The sequence below is a fragment of the Actinomyces bowdenii genome, from assembly GCF_017592395.1.
GTDB lineage: Bacteria > Actinomycetota > Actinomycetes > Actinomycetales > Actinomycetaceae > Actinomyces > Actinomyces bowdenii.
Genome location: NZ_JAGFOU010000012.1, coordinates 43454 through 60006, shown reverse-complemented (window position 1 = coordinate 60006; position 16553 = coordinate 43454). Strand labels below are relative to the sequence as shown.

12 protein-coding genes and 1 other RNA gene are annotated in these 16553 nt (G+C 71.2%); 2 read left to right on the top strand and 11 right to left on the bottom strand.

All coding sequences use genetic code 11. The annotated features are described in order from the left end of the window. The 3 genes from J5X07_RS06820 to J5X07_RS06810 form a co-directional block, all read right to left on the bottom strand. A complete protein-coding gene (locus J5X07_RS06820) occupies positions 1-888 on the bottom strand; it encodes a carbohydrate ABC transporter permease (RefSeq protein WP_208479105.1) in 888 nt (295 codons plus the stop codon). 53 nt (positions 889-941) lie between these two features. Then, positions 942-2321, bottom strand: coding sequence for an ABC transporter substrate-binding protein (locus J5X07_RS06815; RefSeq protein WP_124933472.1), 1380 nt, complete (start codon positions 2319-2321; stop codon positions 942-944). A gap of 106 nt (positions 2322-2427) precedes the next feature. Further along, a complete protein-coding gene (locus tag J5X07_RS06810) occupies positions 2428-4758 on the bottom strand; it encodes an exo-alpha-sialidase (protein ID WP_424924095.1) in 2331 nt (776 codons plus the stop codon). Positions 4759-5407: 649 nt separating this feature from the next. On the opposite strand from J5X07_RS06810, the gene J5X07_RS06805 reads away from it, so the two are divergent. Continuing rightward, positions 5408-7372, top strand: a complete 1965-nt coding sequence (locus J5X07_RS06805) for a solute carrier family 23 protein (RefSeq protein ID WP_208479103.1) — start codon at positions 5408-5410, stop codon at positions 7370-7372. A gap of 451 nt (positions 7373-7823) precedes the next feature. Here the strand turns inward: J5X07_RS06805 and J5X07_RS06800 are convergent, their stop codons facing one another. The 7 genes from J5X07_RS06800 to ftsE all read right to left on the bottom strand — a co-directional run bounded on the left by J5X07_RS06800 (position 7824) and on the right by ftsE (position 14884). Beyond that, positions 7824-9080 carry an aminotransferase-like domain-containing protein gene (locus J5X07_RS06800; protein ID WP_208479101.1) on the bottom strand — a complete coding sequence of 419 codons (1257 nt, stop codon included), beginning with the start codon at positions 9078-9080 and terminating at the stop codon, positions 7824-7826. 42 nt (positions 9081-9122) lie between these two features. Beyond that, entirely contained in the window at positions 9123-10628 is a 1506-nt protein-coding gene (locus J5X07_RS06795; RefSeq protein WP_208479099.1) for a sodium:solute symporter family transporter, read from the bottom strand. Positions 10629-10810: 182 nt separating this feature from the next. Continuing rightward, positions 10811-11181: a transfer-messenger RNA gene (gene ssrA / locus J5X07_RS06790) on the bottom strand. Positions 11182-11318: 137 nt separating this feature from the next. Continuing rightward, positions 11319-11858 (bottom strand): SsrA-binding protein SmpB, encoded by a 540-nt coding sequence (gene smpB, locus J5X07_RS06785; protein WP_124933475.1) that lies wholly within the window; start codon positions 11856-11858, stop codon positions 11319-11321. Between the two features lie 114 nt (positions 11859-11972). Then, entirely contained in the window at positions 11973-13262 is a 1290-nt protein-coding gene (locus tag J5X07_RS06780; protein ID WP_124933476.1) for a M23 family metallopeptidase, read from the bottom strand. A gap of 5 nt (positions 13263-13267) precedes the next feature. Continuing rightward, positions 13268-14182 carry a permease-like cell division protein FtsX gene (gene ftsX, locus J5X07_RS06775; RefSeq protein ID WP_124933477.1) on the bottom strand — a complete coding sequence of 305 codons (915 nt, stop codon included), beginning with the start codon at positions 14180-14182 and terminating at the stop codon, positions 13268-13270. 12 nt (positions 14183-14194) lie between these two features. Next, positions 14195-14884, bottom strand: a complete 690-nt coding sequence (gene ftsE / locus J5X07_RS06770; RefSeq protein WP_124933478.1) for a cell division ATP-binding protein FtsE — start codon at positions 14882-14884, stop codon at positions 14195-14197. 261 nt (positions 14885-15145) lie between these two features. Here ftsE and J5X07_RS06765 point away from each other — a divergent pair, with 261 nt between their 5' ends. After that, entirely contained in the window at positions 15146-15676 is a 531-nt protein-coding gene (locus J5X07_RS06765) for a hypothetical protein (protein ID WP_124933479.1), read from the top strand. Between the two features lie 48 nt (positions 15677-15724). On the opposite strand, the gene J5X07_RS06760 is transcribed toward J5X07_RS06765, so the two are convergent. Continuing rightward, a complete protein-coding gene (locus J5X07_RS06760; RefSeq protein WP_208479097.1) occupies positions 15725-16495 on the bottom strand; it encodes a single-stranded DNA-binding protein in 771 nt (256 codons plus the stop codon). Positions 16496-16553 lie beyond the last annotated feature (58 nt).

Below are 16553 nucleotides of genomic sequence, written 5' to 3'. Positions count from 1 at the left end.
CTAGCCCCTTTCCTCATCCCAGCGGCGAAGCACCCTGAAGGCCACCGCGGCCAGCAGGAGCAGGAAGATCAGGAGCAGCACGGTCACCGTCGAGGCGACGCCCAGCTGGCGCAGGCTCCAGCCGGCCTGGTAGGCGAAGATCGGCAGGGTGGTGGTGCGCTCCCCGGGCCCTCCCCCCGTCAGGAGGAAGAGCAGGTCGAAGTTGTTGAACACCCAGATGGTCCGCAGGACCACCAGCAGGCCGATGACCTCGCGGATATGGGTGAGGGTGATGAAGCGGAAGCGCTGCAGCCCGGAGGCCCCGTCCACCATGGCCGCCTCGTACTGCTCCTGCGGGATGGTCTTGAGAGCGGAGAGGATGTTGACCATGAACATCGGGGCCCCGAACCATATGTTGATGGCCAGCACGATCCAGAACGTGGTCTCCGGCTTGCCCAGGAGCGCGATGTTGCTGCTCGTCAGCCCCGTCGAGCTCAGGAGGTTGGGGAGGAATCCGTAGACGTCGTTGAGGATCCACTTCCAGGCGAAGGCGGTGATGATCGCCGGGAAGGCCCACGGGACGATGAGGAGGGTCCGCAGCACTCCGGAGCCCCGGGGGACCCGGTCCAGGGCCAGGGCCAGGGCCATGCCGACCAGGAGCTGGCCCACGATCGAGGCGGCGGTCCACTTGATGGAGACCCCGAAGGCGTTCCAGTAGTCCTTCGAGGCCAGGAGCTCGGTGTAGTTCTCCAGGCCGATGACCTCATAGCCCTGGCGCAGCAGGTGCTTGTCGGTGAAGGAGTACCACACGCTGGAGATGACGGGGTAGATGAGCAGCGCCAGGACCACGATGACCGACGGCGCCACGAAGCATATTCCAGACCAGTTGATGCGCTTGATGCGTGTCATGATGACGACCCTCCGCCGGGTGGCGGGGCGCAGCGCCCCGCCACCCGATCGGCTCAGGAGATCTTCGCCCCAGCCGCCTCGAAGGCGTCGTTGAGCTTGGTCTCGCAGTCCTTGGCGGCCGTCTCGATGTCGGCGCCGTCGGCGATGATCGCGTGGAACATCTTCTCGATGAGCGCCTGTCCCGTCAGGACACCGGCCTGCGGCAGCGGGCCGTTCTCCATCCCGATGGCGCTGCCGACCCCGACCTGGTCCTGGATCACCGCGATCGAGTCGGCGTGCCTCGTGATCGTCTCCTCCTCCAGGTAGGCCGGCTCGGTGGTCACATCACTGAGGACCGGCAGCATCCCGCCGGGCACGGAGTGGAGGAAGTCGATGTACTCCTCCTTGCTGAAGAGGAACTCCAGGAAGGCCTTGGCCTCCTGCCTGACCTCGGAGGCCTCCCAGACCACCATCGGGACGTTGGAGACCTCCGCCGGGTAGTTGGCCTTGTCGGAGGCCTTGAGCCTGGGCAGCGGGGCCGCGGCGATGGAGTCCACCAGGTCCGGCCGGTTCGAGGCGACTCCCGAGATGTGGAAGCCGGAGTTGAAGTCGAAGGCGGTCTTGCCCTGGTAGAAGAGCGTCGCCTGGTCGAGGACCGCGTAGTCCAGCGACCCCTCCGGGGAGACCTCCTTGTACAGGTCGACCCAGTACTTGATGCCCGCCAGCGCAGCCGGGGAGGTGAGGTTGGCCGAGCCGTCCTTCTTCAGCAGGGTCTCCCCCGCGGAGCGCACGTAGAAGTTGAGGTACCTGGCGCCCATGAAGTCGCCTGTGCCCAGGGGCACCGAGAGGCCGTAGAGGTCATCCGACCTGCCGATGGCCCTCGCGGCGGCGGCGAGCTCCTCCCAGGTCTGGGGCACCGCGATCCCCTTGGCCTCCAGCAGGTCCTTGCGGTACCACATCACCTGGGCGTGGGAGTAGATCGGCACGGAGTAGGACACCCCCTCGAGCTGGCCCTCGGCCAGCGCGGGCTTGGGGAAGCGGTCACGGCCGATGGAGTCGATGACATCGTCCAGGGGGACCAGTGCCTCGGCGTTGATCATCTCCACGACCTGGTTGGGAAGCGCCGTCGAGATGTCGGGGACCTGGCCCGAGGTCAGGCCCGTGGTCCACTTCGTGTTGAACTCGCCCCAGGAGAACTGCTCGATCGTGACGGTGACCTCCGGGTTCGCGGCGTGGAACTCATCGGCCATCCTCTGCATCCACTCGGCGCGCGGGCCCTGGGTGAAGGAGGACCACATGGTGACGCTCCCGGCCAGGGGCCCGGTGTCCTCCTGGGAGGGGCTGCCCGAGCCCCCGCAGGCGGCGAGCGCCCCGGCGAGCCCGGCTCCTCCTGCCAGGAGCAGGCCGCGGCGGCTGAGAAGGGGCGAGGGCAGGTGGCTGGTCGTCGGGGTCATGAGAGCTCTCCTTTGAACTGGGCGATGACGATCGGGTTGACAATCGGGATGGGCATCGGGACGGGCATCGGTGGGCGTGCCGGGCAGTGGCGCGGGGTCGGGGCGTTCACGCGGGCTCCACCTCCCGGGTCTCGGCTGCTGGCAGGACCACCGGCTCCAGGTCCAGGCCGAACCAGCTCAGCGGGACGCGCGAGAGGTAGAGGCCCTGGTACTCGTTCTCCCACAGCACCCCCAGGGCGCCGTCGGGCAGGGCGCACAGGCACTGGTAGACGTGGTGGCCGGGGTTGAGGGTGCGCGAGCGGTGCCAGGTCCGCCCGCCGTCCAGGCTCAGCCGCAGCACGCCGCAGCCCCGGTAGGGCAGCATGAGCGAGGCGTTGGCGAAGACCACCCGGTCCTGGCCCGCCGGTGAGGCCAGGGTGATGGCGTTGGGCTGGCACCAGATCTCGGGCAGGTCCTCATCGAAGGCCACCTGCCCCCAGGTGCTCCCGCCGTCCTGGGACAGGGCCACGGCCACCCTGCCCGCCGGGCCCTGGTTGCGCATGAGCATCATGAGGGTGCCGTCGCGCCGCTCGACGACGGTGGCCTCGTGCAGCGAGTAGGCCTCGTCGGTGAAGGCGGCGGGGTCCAGCGCGCCGTCCCCGGTGGGCCGGCCCGCGTTGGGGGTGCGCCCCAGGCTCCAGGTCTCCCCGTGGTCATCGGAGTACAGGACGGTGGCGCACATGGCCAGCCAGTTGGCCTCGTTGTTGAAGTAGACGGGGATGACGAGCCTGCCGCGGTGCTCCCCGTGGCGCAGGGCGATCCCGTTGCCGGGGCCCGTGCCCAGGAACCGCATCCACGGCTCCTTGACCTGGGGGTTAAGGTGGCGCGGCTCGCTCCAGGTCCGCCCGTCGTCGTCGGAGTGGAGGTGGAGCAGGTAGCTGGTGGGGATCATGTGCAGCTCCTGGTCGGGCTCGGCCCCCGGAGCCAGGGCGATGTTGCCCGCCGGGCTCCCCTGGTGGGTGATCCCCCCATCGGCGTCGACCCGCCAAGGGGTCGCCTCTCCCTCGATCCCCACCACGGCGCCGTCGGGCTCCAGGGCGTAGCGGACCTCCTGCCGGTCGCGCAGCAGCATCCTGCCCCGCTCGTCGAAGCCCACCGAGGCCCAGCAGTGGGGCTGTCCGATCCCGCCGGGGAAGTGGTCGATGAGGAGGTGGATGCGCCCGGTGCCGGGGTCCTGGACCATGCAGGAGTCGATGACATTGGCGGCGTCCTGGCCGGTGCCGGGGCAGTCGATGACCGTGGTCGGCTCCTGCCAGGTCCACCCGCCGTCCAGGGAGCGGCGCACGACGAGGTTGATGTCGTTGGGGGCGTCGTTGGGGCTGGAGACGCGCTGGTCGGCCGCGGCCAGGACCGTGCCCGAGGCCAGGGTCAGGATGCTGGGGATGCGGTAGGAGGCCGAGCCCGCGTAGCCCCGGTCGAAGACCGCGTCGGTCTCGATCGGATCGACTCCGCTGAGGCGCTTGACCTGGGCATCATTGAGGATGCGGGTGTGGATGCCGGCGCGGGCGACCTCCCCGGCCAGTCTCACGCCGTGGTCGTCCTGGCCCACGACGATGCGCTCCAGGCCCTCGACGTCGCCCAGGAAGAACTCCCCGGGGCTGTGGGCCTCCCGGAAGCCGTCGACGTAGAGGTCGACGGCGCCGTGGCCCACGACGAGAGCCACATCGTGCCACTGCCCCTGGCTCCACTGCCCGGGGGCCTCGACGACGCGCTCGCCGCCCGCGGCACCGTCCCGGCCCTCGCCCTCCGCGCTCAGTCGGTAGGTCAGCCCGCGGGGGCCCACGGCCAGGCTCAGGGTGGAGCCGCGCCCGCTGGCCGCCAGGATGACCCCGTGCTGCCCGCGCCCGCGCGAGCGGAAGCGCAGGCTCAGCGAGCCGCGCCGCAGGCCCGCCAGGCGCGCGACGTCGTGGGCGCTCAGCGCGCTGGCGGCGAACTCCACCTCGGGAACGGCGGGGCGGGCCAGGGCGAGGACCTCGCGGGCGCTGAGCACCTGGGGGTGGACGGTGAAGGACTCGATCCGCGCTCCGGCCCCGCCCAGCTCCAGGCCCTCCAGTGCCCCGAGGTCGGAGAGGAAGGCGGTGGTCGTGCCGCAGAAGGCCTGGTAGCCGTCGATGTAGAGGCGGGTGCCCCGCGCACCGGCGGTCAGCGCCACGGAGTGCCACTGCCCGTCGTCCAGCCCCCGCACATCCTCGGCGTCCAGGGTGCTGCGCCGCTCGGGCAGGCGCACCTCGTACAGGAGCCTGGAGTCGGCCAGGCGCAGGGCCAGGGACCTGCCCTCGGCCCCCAGGATGCGCATGAGGGGTCCCGAGGCCCGGGCCCTGAGATCGAAGGTGATGCTCCCGCTGGGAGCGGTGGCGTCCAGGGTGCGCACGTCGTCATGCCATGAGTTCATCGTCATCAGTCCAGTGGTCAACAGGGGCGCGGATGCCCTTGGGGGGCGCCGCGCTGGGAGTGGATGGAGGTCGTCGCAGGCCTGCGAGGGGCTCGGGGAGGAGCCGCGAGTTGGGGGCAGCAGGGCCCCGGGCCGGAACCGGCAGTGGCGCCGGGGTCCTGCCGGCCGATGCGCCGCGGCCGACCGGGGGCCGAGGGGCATCCGATGGGACGGGCCGGCCGGGCAGCGGCTCTTCAGGCGGGGCTCAGGCGCCGATCGGGGAGGGTCCGCGGCCCTGACGGACGGCGGACTGGCGCCGGGCGGTCATCGTGACGCGCCATGACGATTCCGCATACATGACTGCCTCCCCCTTCTCATCATCGAGTGGTCTCACGCAGAGGTTCATCACCAGACGTCAGTTGTCTGATGTTGTGAGAGAAGAGTAGCAGCATATGCCCGATACCGCCACTGCCCTCTTGAGGCGGCAGGCCGGCCGGGGACGGGCGGCGGGGCGCGGCGGGCTCCGGCGATGCGCGGCGCGGCCAGCACGGCCGATCATGATCCGCCTCCCCCGGCCCGCCGCGCATCCCCGAGGGGCCCGACACCTGCGGGGACCGCGCGGCGGGCCGGGCCGTGGGTATGCTGAGGCGCCCTGCCCCTTCGTGAGGGAGACCCCGTGTCACACCACTCCCCAGCACCGAGCACCGCCCCGAGCAAGCGCCCCAAGGACCCCGTCGATGCCGTCCCGCCGGTGGGCCGGCTCGCCGTGCTGAGCCTCCAGCACGTCCTGGCCTTCTACGCCGGCGCCGTCGTCGTCCCCCTGGTCATCGCCCAGGGGCTGCACCTCGACACCGCGACCACCATCCACCTCATCAACGCCGACCTGCTCACCTGCGGCATCGCCACCATCATCCAGTCCGCCGGACTGGGCCGGCACATCGGCGTGCGCCTGCCGCTCATCCAGGGCGTCACCTTCACCGCGGTCTCCCCGCTCATCGCCATCGGCCTGGCGGCCACCGGCGGCCAGGGCGGGACCCAGGGCCTGGCGGCCATGTACGGGTCCATCATCGCCGCCGGCCTCATCACCTTCCTGGCCGCCCCCTACTTCGCCCGCCTGCTGCGCTTCTTCCCTCCGGTGGTCACCGGGACCCTGCTGACCATCATGGGAACCACCCTCATGAGCGTCTCGGCCAACGACATCGTCTCCTGGGGCGCCCAGGCGGCCCCCGGCCAGGACGCCGCGGCCCTGACCCTCAGGGGCCTGGCCTACGCCCTGGCCACCATCACCGTCATCGTGGTGGTCCAGCGGGTCTTCAAGGGCTTCATGTCCACCATCGCGGTGCTCCTGGGCCTGGTGGGAGCGACCGCCGTGGCCGCCGCGCTGGGGGACACCGACTTCTCCGGGGTCGGCTCCGCCGCGCCCATCGGGCTGACCACGCCCTTCTACTTCGGCATCCCCGAGTTCACCCTCACGGGCATCATCTCCATGGTCATCGTCATGGCGGTCACCGCCGTGGAGACCACCGGGGACGTCTTCGCCACCGGCGAGGTGGTGGGCAGGCGCATCACCCCCAGGCACATCGCCGCGGCCCTGCGCGCCGATGGCCTGTCCACCCTGCTGGGCGGGGTGCTCAACTCCTTCCCCTACACCTGCTTCGCCCAGAATGTGGGGCTGGTGCGCCTGACCCAGGTGAAGTCCCGGTGGGTGGTCACTGCTGCCGGAGTCATCATGATCATCCTGGGAGTGCTGCCCAAGGCCGGTGCCATCGTCGCGGCGATCCCCACCCCGGTCATCGGCGGGGCGAGCCTGGCCATGTTCGCCTCCGTGGCCGTGGTGGGCATCCAGACCCTGGGCAAGGTCGATATGCGCGACAACCGCAACGCCGTCATCGTGTCCACCTCCATGGGCCTGGCGCTGCTGGTGACCTTCAAGCCGGACCTGGCCGCGGCCATGCCCTCCTGGCTGGCCATCCTCTTCGGCTCGGGGGTGACCCTGGGCTCCATCACCGCGATCGTGCTCAACATCGTCTTCTTCCACCTGGGCGGCGGGCGCAGCGACGACGTCACCGTGGTGGGCGGCCGCCCCGTGGAGCTTCGGCAGGTCGGCGAGATGGACCGCAAGGCCTTCGTCGAGACCTTCCGCGACCTGCATGTGGGGGTGGACTGGCCCGCCGAGCGCGCCTGGGAGCGCCGCCCCTTCGCCACGACGGCGGATCTGCGCCATGCCTTCGAGGAGGCGGTGCTGACCGCCCCGCCCCAGCAGCAGGAGGAGCTCATCGCCGCCTACGAGCCGATCACCGACCTGGTGCTGTCCCCCAGCCCCGAGACGCAGGCGGGCCTGGACACCGCAGGCCTGGCCCTGGGCTCCTTCGACGACGCCGAGCGCGCCGAGCTCGAGGCGCTGTCGCGGGCCTATGAGGAGCGCTTCGGCCGGCCCCTGGTGATGTGCCTGACGCATGTGACCGATCGCCGCGAGCTCATGGCCCGCGGCTGGCAGCGGGTGGAGGCCTCCGCCGCCCGGGAGTTCAGCACGGCCCTGGGCGAGATCATCGACATCGCCGACTCCCGCTTCGAGGCCCGGGTGGCCGACGCCAACCCGGTGCGCAGCGCCTGGGCCCGCACCTTCGAGAAGCTGGAGTAGGGGTCCCTCCCGGGAGGCTGCGAACAGGTGGGGGAAGGCCTCCGACGGGGCGCGGGACTCACGTTGGACGTCACTTCGCGACTTGGACGGTACTTGTAGGTGACGCCTTTGTCGCGAAGTGACGCCTTTGTCGCGAAGTGATGCCCAAGTGAACCCGCCCCACCGACGCCGGCCCTCTGTGGCCGAGGCGGGCCCGACTGCCGGCACCCCACAGACCCCTCACCCACCACCCTCCCTGCTCACAACCTCCCAGAGAAGCGCAGAGAGCGCGGACTTGCGGCAAGGGCCGTCGTGGGTGGCCCTCGGCGGGCGCCAGGCCGCAGAGGATACGGCTCTCCGCTTGGCAGGACTGCCGCGCGCCGCGGAAGGCTGGGGACTCCCCCGGGTGCCGGGGCCGGTCGGCACATGAAGGCCCTGAGATCATCGTCGACCGCCCGGCCCCGGTCCCGCCTCAGACCGGGTGGGCCCGGCGCAGGTCGTCGATCACCCGGGCCAGGCGCCGCGCCCCCTCCTGGAGCACCTGCGGTGAGGAGCTGGAGTGGGCCAGGCGCAGGCACGCCGAGGGCGGGTCTGCCGCGAAGCAGGCCCGCCCGGGCACGATGATGAGCTCGCGCTCGATGGCCGCGCCCAGGATGTCGGCGCCCGGGTCCACCCCGTCGATGGTCACCCAGGTGAAGAAGCCGCCGGAGGGCACCGTCCAGCACACCCCCTGGGGGGCGTGCTGGGCCAGTGCATCCAGGAGGCCCTGGCAGCGCCCGGCGTAGGCCCGGCGCAGGCGGCCCAGGTGCTCGGACCACGAGGGGGTGCCCACGTAGGCCGCGATGATCTCCTGGGCCAGGACGCTGGGGTGGATGTCCACCGACTCCCCGGCGATCTGGAGGCGGTCGCGCACCTGGGGCGGCGCCGCCATCCACCCCACCCGCATGCCCGGGGAGAAGATCTTGGAGAAGGAGCCCAGGTGCAGCACGCCCGCAGGGTTGAGGGAGTACAGGGAGGCGAGCGGCTCGGTTCCCGGGAAGCCGACGAGGGCATAGGGGTCGTCCTCGACGATCGGCACCCCCCGGCGCGCGCAGATCTCGACCACCTGCTCTCGCCGCGTCAGCGACAGGGTGGTGCCCGAGGGGTTCTGGTGGTGCGGGATCGTGTAGAGGTAGCCCACGCGCCGACCCTCCGCCTCCACCGCGTCGAGGGCCTCCTCCAGTGCCTGGGGCACCAGGCCCTCGCCGTCCACGGGGATCTGGCGCAGCTGGGCCTCATAGGCGCCGAAGACACCCATGGCGCCCACATAGGTGGGCCCCTCGGCCACGATGACGTCGCCGGGGTCGCACAGCAGCTTGGTGGCCAGGTCGATCCCCATCTGGGAGCCGGTGGTGATGAGGATCTCGCGGGAGGAGACCTGCGCCCCCTGGGTGGCCATGAGCCCGCCGACCACTTCCGCCAGGGCGCCGATGCCGGCCCCGGAGCCGTACTGGAGGATCTCGGCGCCCCGATCGCGCAGGAGCCGGGAGGAGATCTCGGCGATCTCCTCGTGCGGCAGCAGAGCGGTGTCCGGGTTGCCCCCGGCCAGGGACACGAACCGCGGGTCGAGGGCGAGCTCGAAGACCGCCCGCACCGGGGAGGGGCGGAACTCGTGCTCGCGCCTGGCGTACCGCATGGCCGGCGCTGCCGCATGCCGCTGACCGCCGGCCGGGGTCCTGTCTGGGGTCATGGTGCCCTCCTTCCTGTGTCCCTGGATCGGTCCTGCCCCGGCTCAGGCTGGGGCGGGCGCCTCATCGTCGATCTCGATGTTGGGCACGATGCGGTTGTGGTCCAGCGCGGTCACGCTCAGGTAGGACACCAGGCCCACGATGATGCCGAAGGTGATCGGCCAGTTGCCGCCGATGGCGAAGTCCGCTCCCCCGCCGGTCTCGCCGTAGACCATCGTCCCGGCGACGGTCAGGGCGCTGAGGGCGAGGGAGACCAGGCCCGCGCGCGGGGAGATGCGACGCAGCACGAAGGAGAAGAAGACCGGGATGAACACGCAGCCCGACAGGAAGCCGTAGGCCAGGTCCAGGGCCTTGAAGATGTCGGAGATGACGACGGCCAGCAGCACCGTCAGCAGGCCGATGGACAGCGCGATGGCACGATTGATCCACACGTCGCGGCTGGTGGCCACCTGCCCATCGGCCTTGGCCTCTCCGGTGTGGGATGCCGACTCCGAGGACTTCTGACCGCGCACGAAGCGCAGGTACAGGTCGTTGTAGACCACGGTGGAGCAGGCCAGGATCGTCCCGGAGGCCACCGACATGCAGGCGGCCAGGGCGGCGGCCAGGAGCAGTCCCGCCACGCCCGCGGGCAGGAAGGCGCTGACCCCGGCCTCGAAGGCCAGGGCGGGGTTGTCGACCTCGATGCCCGCGGCCAGGACGGCCATGCCCAGCAGCACGGCGCACAGGGCGTAGAGGATCGAGTAGACGCCGGCCAGGATGGTCCCGGTGCGCGCGATGCGCTCGTTGCGGGCGGTGAAGACGCGCTGCCAGATGTCCTGGCCGATGACCAGGCCCGGGACGTAGAGGAGGATCCAGTACAGCGTGCCGGTCCATCCGTAGGCCCCCAGGTCCCAGTGGGTCTCGGGCACCTTGTCCAGGAACCCGGACAGTCCGCCGATCCTCGGGCTGGCCAGGACGAAGATCGGCACCAGGATCACCACGCCGAGCGTCTTGATGACGAACTGGACGATGTCGGTCATGGTCACCGACCACATGCCGCCCAGGAAGGTGTAGAAGACGACGACGAGGCCGGAGATCGCCATGGCCGCGGTCTCGGGGATCTTGAACAGGCCGGCGGCGATCGCCCCCATGGACACGACCTGCACCACGGTCAGGGCGATGGTGTAGACGATCGTCAGCACCGCTCCGAAGACCCGCGCCGCCGGGCCGTAGTTGCGCTCGACCACCTCGTTGATGCTCAGGGCCCGCAGCCGGTTGAGCTTGGAGGAGATGAGCATGCCCAGGGCGATGAGCCCCATGCCCAGGGAGCCTCCCACCAGGATCCCGGCCACGCCGTCCTCGTAGCCCTTGCCCGTGCCGCCCACGGTGACAGCCCCGCCCACGGCCAGTGCCGCGATGCAGCCGAAGAACACCGGGAACCCAAGGCGGCGGCCCGCGACCAGGTAGTCCTCGCGGCTCTTGGTGCGGCGCATCGACCACAGGCCGATCCCGATCATCGCCAGGAAGTAGGCGATGATGACAGCGATGTCGAGTGGGTGGAGGGAGTGCATGCCCTGGCTCCTTCGCCTGACAGGCCGCGACCGGGTGCGGTCGGACGGGACGGGGAGGCGGCAATGCGCTGCCGCCCACGGCGGGAAGTGTAGCCCCGGATCCGCGCCGGAGGCGCGGGATGGGCGCCGCACCGGCGAGCGAGCACGAGCAGGCCCCCGGGCGCGATGCGCCAGGGGGCCTGTGGTGGAGATGGGGGGAATCGAACCCCCGTCCGACGGGCGTGCAACAGGACTTCTCCGGGTGCAGCTCGCTGGTGATTTTCTCAGCCCCGGCGCCTCACGCGAGCAAGGGCGCCGACGGGCTCAGTCGATGAGGAGTCCCGAGGAGCCTACCGACACGGCTCCTCAGCAGTGGCTCCCTGGATGACGCCAGGAACCGGGGCGGGAGCGCTCCCCGGGCTGACGGACTTCGAGGCTCGCTCAGGCGGCGAGGGCGAAGTCGGTGCGAGTGTTATCGGCACCTATTGGTTCGCACAGAGCGTTGACGAGATGACTGTGCATCCTCGACCCGCTTCCCCTGAACCCACGACCGTCGTCGAAACCGATCATCCCCTATGCAGTTCTCACTGCCGCCGCGCCCGTTCATCACCATGGCGCAGCAGTGGAAGATCCTAGCAGGGTCCCGGGCCCACCGCCAGTACTGGCGGTACTGCTGGTACTGCCGAGGCCGCCGGCGCCACCGGTGCCGGCTCAGCCCCGCCTGCGGTTGGCCGCGGCGATGGCGCGGGCCGCCTCCCGCTTGTCCTGGGCCTCGCGCAGGGCCTGGCGCTTGTCCCAGTCCTGCTTGCCCCGGGCCAGGGCGATCTCGATCTTGACCCGGCCCCGGATGAAGTAGAGCTCCAGGGGCACCACGGTGTAGCCCTTGGCCTGAACGCGCATGGCCAGGCGCTCGAGCTCGCCGCGGTGCAGCAGGAGCTTGCGCTTGCGCCGGGGGGAGTGGTTGTTCCAGGTCCCCTGGAGGTACTCGGGGATGTGGGCGCCCTGGAGCCAGGCCTCCCCGTGGCGGTCGAGCTCGACCCAGGCCTCGGTCAGGGAGGCCCGGCCCATGCGCAGGGCCTTGACCTCGGTGCCGGTGAGCACCATGCCCGCCTCGTAGCGGTCCTCGATGGTGTAGTCGTGGGTGGCCTTCCTGTTGCGGGCGATCGTCTTGCGCGCATCGGAGGCGGCCTTTGCCCTCTGCCCTGGCGTGGGCTTGGCGGGCCGCTTGGACCTCGCGGCGGTGGGGCTCATCGTCGTCTCCTTCCCCAGGCTCTCGTCATCGGGCGCGGGCGCCCGGGCGCGGCTGCGCGCCGAGCACAGGAGTCTACGCCGCCTTCCGCGGCCCCCGAAGCCTGACGGCCCCGATCAGAAGCCTGGCAGGGACATGGGGTCGATCTCCGAGCCGTTGACGATGACCTCGAAGTGGACGTGGGGGCCGGTGGCGCCCCCGGTCATGCCGGTCAGGCCGATGGTGTCGCCGCGCGAGACGGTGGCGCCGTCGGGCACCGAGTGCTGCGAGAGGTGGCAGTAGGCCAGGATGACGGACTGGCCGTCGATGATGCCGCCGTTGACGAAGACCCCGTTGCCGCACGAGGAGTTGGAGAAGGTGGTGACGGTCCCATCGACACCGGCGTACTGGGGGGTTCCGGTGGAGGCCACCAGGTCCACCCCCGCATGCAGCCGGCTCTCCCCGGTGATGGGGTGGATGCGGTAGCCGAAGGGCGAGGCGACGCTCAGCGGCCCGGCGATGGGGTGGCCGATGGAGCCCCCGCCCAGATCGGAGGCGGTGGCGGGCGCCGGGGCCGAGGTGCCGCGGTTGGCCTCATCGATCCTGGCGATGGTGGCCGCTGCGGCCTCCTCGTCGGCGGCGGCCTGGGCCTGCTGGGCCTCCAGGCCGGCCTTGCGCTCCTCCAGGGTGGTGGTGGCCGACTGGGCGGTGGCGGCGGCCTGGGCGACCTCGTCGCGCTTGGTCTGGGCGGTGTCCTTGGCCTGCTGGGCCGCCTTCTCTGCGGCGTCGGCCTCGTCCTTGAGCGTGGAGACCCGCTGAGTGGCGGCATCCTGGCGGGCCTCACGGTTGGCGTTCCTGGCCCGCTCGGCCTCGGCCTGGGCCAGGACCGCCTCCTGGACGCCCGAGCCGATCTCCATGGCGGAGGCCCGCTGATTGAGCTCGGCGACATCCTGGGAGGCCAGCACGTAGGTCCACGAGCTCACCGAGTTATCGCCCTGGTAGGTGGCCACGACGATCTCGGCCACCGACTCGGAGTTCGTGGTGGCCGTGCTCTCGGAGGCGGCGGCCTCCTGCTGGATGGTGCTGAGGTTCTCCGTGGCGGTGTCCAGCCGCTCGGAGGCGATCTCCTGCTCGCGCTCCTTCTCCGCCAGGGTGGTCTGCGCGGTGGACAGGTCGGCCTCGGCGGTGGTCAGGGCGCTCTGGGCGTTCTGCAGATCGATGTAGGCCTGGCCGAGCTCGGCGCTGACCCCCTCCAGGGAGGCGACCAGCTCCTGCTGCCTGCGCTGGGCGTCCTGCTGATCCTCCACGGCGTCGGAGCGCTCATCGGCCACGGCCAGGCCCATGGGCATGAGCACGAGGCTGAGGGCGGCGAGCACGACGACGGCGAGGCGCCGGCGCGGGCGGGCGGCAGGACGAGGGGGGACCATGATGATCAGACCTTTGTGTACTTCGACAGGGAGAAGGCGGAGGACAGGGCCGCCAGGACGATGGCCGCCAGGATGAGCCAGGGCGCCAGGTAGGCCACGGCGGTGGTGTCGATGAAGGCGCTGGTGAAGCTGATCGATCCTGCCAGCCAGGTCTCGACCACGTAGTTCACCCCGGCCCACAGTGTCCCCACTGCCAGCAGCGCGCCGATGAGGGCGGCGACGACGCCCTCGAGGATGAAGGGCAGCTGGATGAAGAGGTTGGAGGCGCCCACCAGGCGCATGATCCCGGTCTCCCGGGAGCGGGACATGGCCGACAGGCGGATGGTGGTGGAGATGAGCAGGACCGCGGCCACCCCCATGATGGCCGCCAGCCCCCCGGTGATCCAGGAGGCCCGGTTCATCATCAGGAAGAGGGGCTCGAGAATCGATCTCTGGTCGACCACGCGCTCCACCCCGGCGTGCCCGCCGAACTGCTCGGCCACCACCTCGTAGTTCTCAGGATCGACGAGCTTGATCCTGAAGGACACCGGCATCATCTCCTCGGTGGCGTTGCGGCCCACCGCCGAGTTGCCGAAGGAGGCCTTGAAGTTCTTGTAGGCCTCGGCCTTGGACTCGATGTGGTAGGACTCCACGAAGGAGGCCAGGGACTGGTTGACCGTCCGCTCCACGGCGTCGATCTGCTCCTGGCTGGCCTCGCCCTCGGCGCAGGTGGGATAGGCCGAGGCCTGCGGGCACATGTAGACCGAGACCTCGACCTTGTCGTACCACTCGCCCTTCATCGCGGCGATCTGGGCCTGGAGCAGGCCCGAGGCGCCCACGAACAGCAGGGAGACGAAGGCGACCAGGATGACCGAGACCGTCATGGCGCTGTTGCGGGTCAGGCCCTTGATGGTCTCGGAGAGGATGAAACGAAGTCGCATGTGCTTTCTCCTTCAGCGGTCAGAGCCGTAGACGCCGCGGTCCTGATCGCGCACGACCCTGCCGGCCTTGAGCTCGATGACGCGCTTGCGCATCTGGTCGACGATCTCGTCGTCGTGGGTGGCCATGACCACGGTGGTGCCCTGGCGGTTGATGCGGTCCAGCAGCCGCATGATCCCCACGGAGGTGGAGGGGTCGAGGTTCCCGGTGGGCTCATCGGCCATGAGGAGCTTGGGCCGGTTGACCATGGCGCGGGCGATGGCCACGCGCTGCTGCTCGCCGCCGGAGAGCTCGTGGGGCAGGCGCTTCTCCTTGCCCTCCAGGCCCACCAGGTCCAGGGCCTCGGGCACGGCGGACAGGATGTAGTGGCGGGGCTTGCCGATGACCTGGGAGGCCAGGGCCACGTTCTCCAGGACGCTCTTGCTCTCCAGCAGCCGGAAGTCCTGGAAGACGAAGCCCATCTCCCGGCGCAGCTGGGGGACCTTCCAGGAGGAGACCTGGGACAGGTCGCGGCCCAGGACGTGGACCTTGCCGGAGGTGGGGCGCTCCTCGCGCAGCGCCAGGCGCAGGAAGGTGGACTTCCCCGACCCCGAGGCGCCCACGAGGAAGACGAACTCGTCGCGCTCGACGGTGATGTCGACCTCATCGAGGGCGGGACGCGCCCCTCGCTTGTAGACCTTGGAGACGTGATCGAAGCGGATCATCGGCTGGCTGCTCCCCTGACTGCGCTCCCGGGCTGGTCCCGGGAAGTCCCGGGCGCGGCGCCCGGGCTCCTGCTCACGGTATGCGGCGCGCCGGCGATTCCGTGGTTGTGACACGCCCGGCCGGGCTGTGGGGTGCGCCGATCCGCGCGCTGCGGCCCTCCCGTGATCCTCGCCGCAAGCCCCGTCCCGGCTCGGCCCGGCCCACCGCCGGGACCGTCGGGCGCAGCCGGGGGACGCCTGGCGCGGGGCTAGTGTGAGGCCATGAGCCAGCCGCCGACCGCGCCCCACCAGCCCCGTGGCGCCGATGCCTTCTCCTGTCGCGTGGACCTGGGCTCATGGGCCCGCTTCACCCCCTCCCTGGGGGTCCTCCTGGAGGAGGCCTGCCGCCCCCGGCCCGCCCCGGGGGCCACCAGTGGCGCCACGGTGCTGCTGACCGCGCCCGCGGTGGTGGCCGACCCGGATGACCTCCCGCGGCGCCGCGGACTGCGGCTGCTGCGCCGCGGGGGCGAGCGGGCCCAGGGCGGGGTCTCCCCCGAGCCCCCGGGCGTGGTGCTGGTGGGGCGCGGCGACGGCGTCCAGGTGGCGGTTCCCGCCCGGGATGCCCGGGGCCGGGCCCTGCTGGGCCGCAGCCAGCGCCAGGCGCTGGAGGCCCTGGGGTGGCAGGGGGAGGAGGCTCTGAGCAGGCTCCTGCCCGACGGCGCCTCCGCAGCCGAGCAGACCACCAGGATCCTCATCGAGGTCCTGCGCACTCCCCACCCGGCCGACCTCGACTACCTCCTGCACGAGCACTGAGCCCTCCGTCCGTGCGGATCCCCGGGAGCGCTGCACCCGGGCGGCCTGTCAGAGGACGGGGTCGGGCAGCTCGCCGACCACCATGTAGTCGGCAGACCGGTGGGGCGGCTGGGGGACGGTGACGAGCGGGACGGGGCTCACGAGCCCCTCGCCGCGGGGGTCCGGGGACTGCTCGTCACCGTCCCGCCCGGCCCCCTGGGCATCGGGCTCCCAGCTGGGCGTCAGGGCGGAGGGGGCGGAGTCGGGCGCTGCGGGGGACCCCGCTGAGCCGGCGCTGCCCGCGGTTCCGGGTACTCCCGCTCCCCCGGCCCCCTCCGAGCCCGCCGGGCCGGCGGCGACAGCTCCGGCACTGGCAGCACCGCCCGTGCCCCCGGTGCCGGCAGCGCCCTGCGCGCCGTCGCCGCCGTCGGCACCCTCGCCGCGGTCCTCGCCGTCACTGCTGTCCGCCGTGGCCGGCACCGGCTTGATCCGCATGAAGCGGGTCTCGCCCCGGGTCAGGTCGTGGCCGGCGGATTGCAGGACGATGACATTGCTGGAGCGCTCCCCGCTCCCGGAGTCCCAGGTGTCCTCGGCCAGGCGCCCGGAGAGCAGGACGGGGTCGCCCTTGTGCATGGAGCGGCTGATGTTCTCAGCCAGCTGCCCCCAGGCCTTGGCGGTGAACCACATGGTCTCGCCGTTGTGCCATCCCTGGTCGGTGCGGTAGGTGGGGGTGACGGCCACCCGGAAGCGGCAGTAGGGGCGGTTCCTGCTGCCCACGCGGGACAGGAGGGGGTGGGTGCCGACTACCCCCTGAACGGTGAGGTCGAGCTGACGGGTCATGGCGATGCTCCTTGATCGGGCGGGCCAGCACCGTGCCGGCCCCTGAGCCCCACCGTGC

Bases quoted from the DNA above. Each gene is read 5' to 3' on its own strand.
- J5X07_RS06820 (WP_208479105.1), bottom strand. From the start codon at position 888: ATGACACGCATCAAGCGCATCAACTGGTCTGGAATATGCTTCGTGGCG.
- J5X07_RS06815 (WP_124933472.1), bottom strand. From the start codon at position 2,321: ATGACCCCGACGACCAGCCACCTGCCCTCGCCCCTTCTCAGCCGCCGC.
- J5X07_RS06810 (WP_424924095.1), bottom strand. From the start codon at position 4,758: ATGACGATGAACTCATGGCATGACGACGTGCGCACCCTGGACGCCACC.
- J5X07_RS06800 (WP_208479101.1), bottom strand. From the start codon at position 9,080: ATGACCCCAGACAGGACCCCGGCCGGCGGTCAGCGGCATGCGGCAGCG.
- J5X07_RS06795 (WP_208479099.1), bottom strand. From the start codon at position 10,628: ATGCACTCCCTCCACCCACTCGACATCGCTGTCATCATCGCCTACTTC.
- smpB (WP_124933475.1), bottom strand. From the start codon at position 11,858: ATGAGCCCCACCGCCGCGAGGTCCAAGCGGCCCGCCAAGCCCACGCCA.
- J5X07_RS06780 (WP_124933476.1), bottom strand. From the start codon at position 13,262: ATGGTCCCCCCTCGTCCTGCCGCCCGCCCGCGCCGGCGCCTCGCCGTC.
- ftsX (WP_124933477.1), bottom strand. From the start codon at position 14,182: ATGCGACTTCGTTTCATCCTCTCCGAGACCATCAAGGGCCTGACCCGC.
- ftsE (WP_124933478.1), bottom strand. From the start codon at position 14,884: ATGATCCGCTTCGATCACGTCTCCAAGGTCTACAAGCGAGGGGCGCGT.
- J5X07_RS06765 (WP_124933479.1), top strand. From the start codon at position 15,146: ATGAGCCAGCCGCCGACCGCGCCCCACCAGCCCCGTGGCGCCGATGCC.
- J5X07_RS06760 (WP_208479097.1), bottom strand. From the start codon at position 16,495: ATGACCCGTCAGCTCGACCTCACCGTTCAGGGGGTAGTCGGCACCCAC.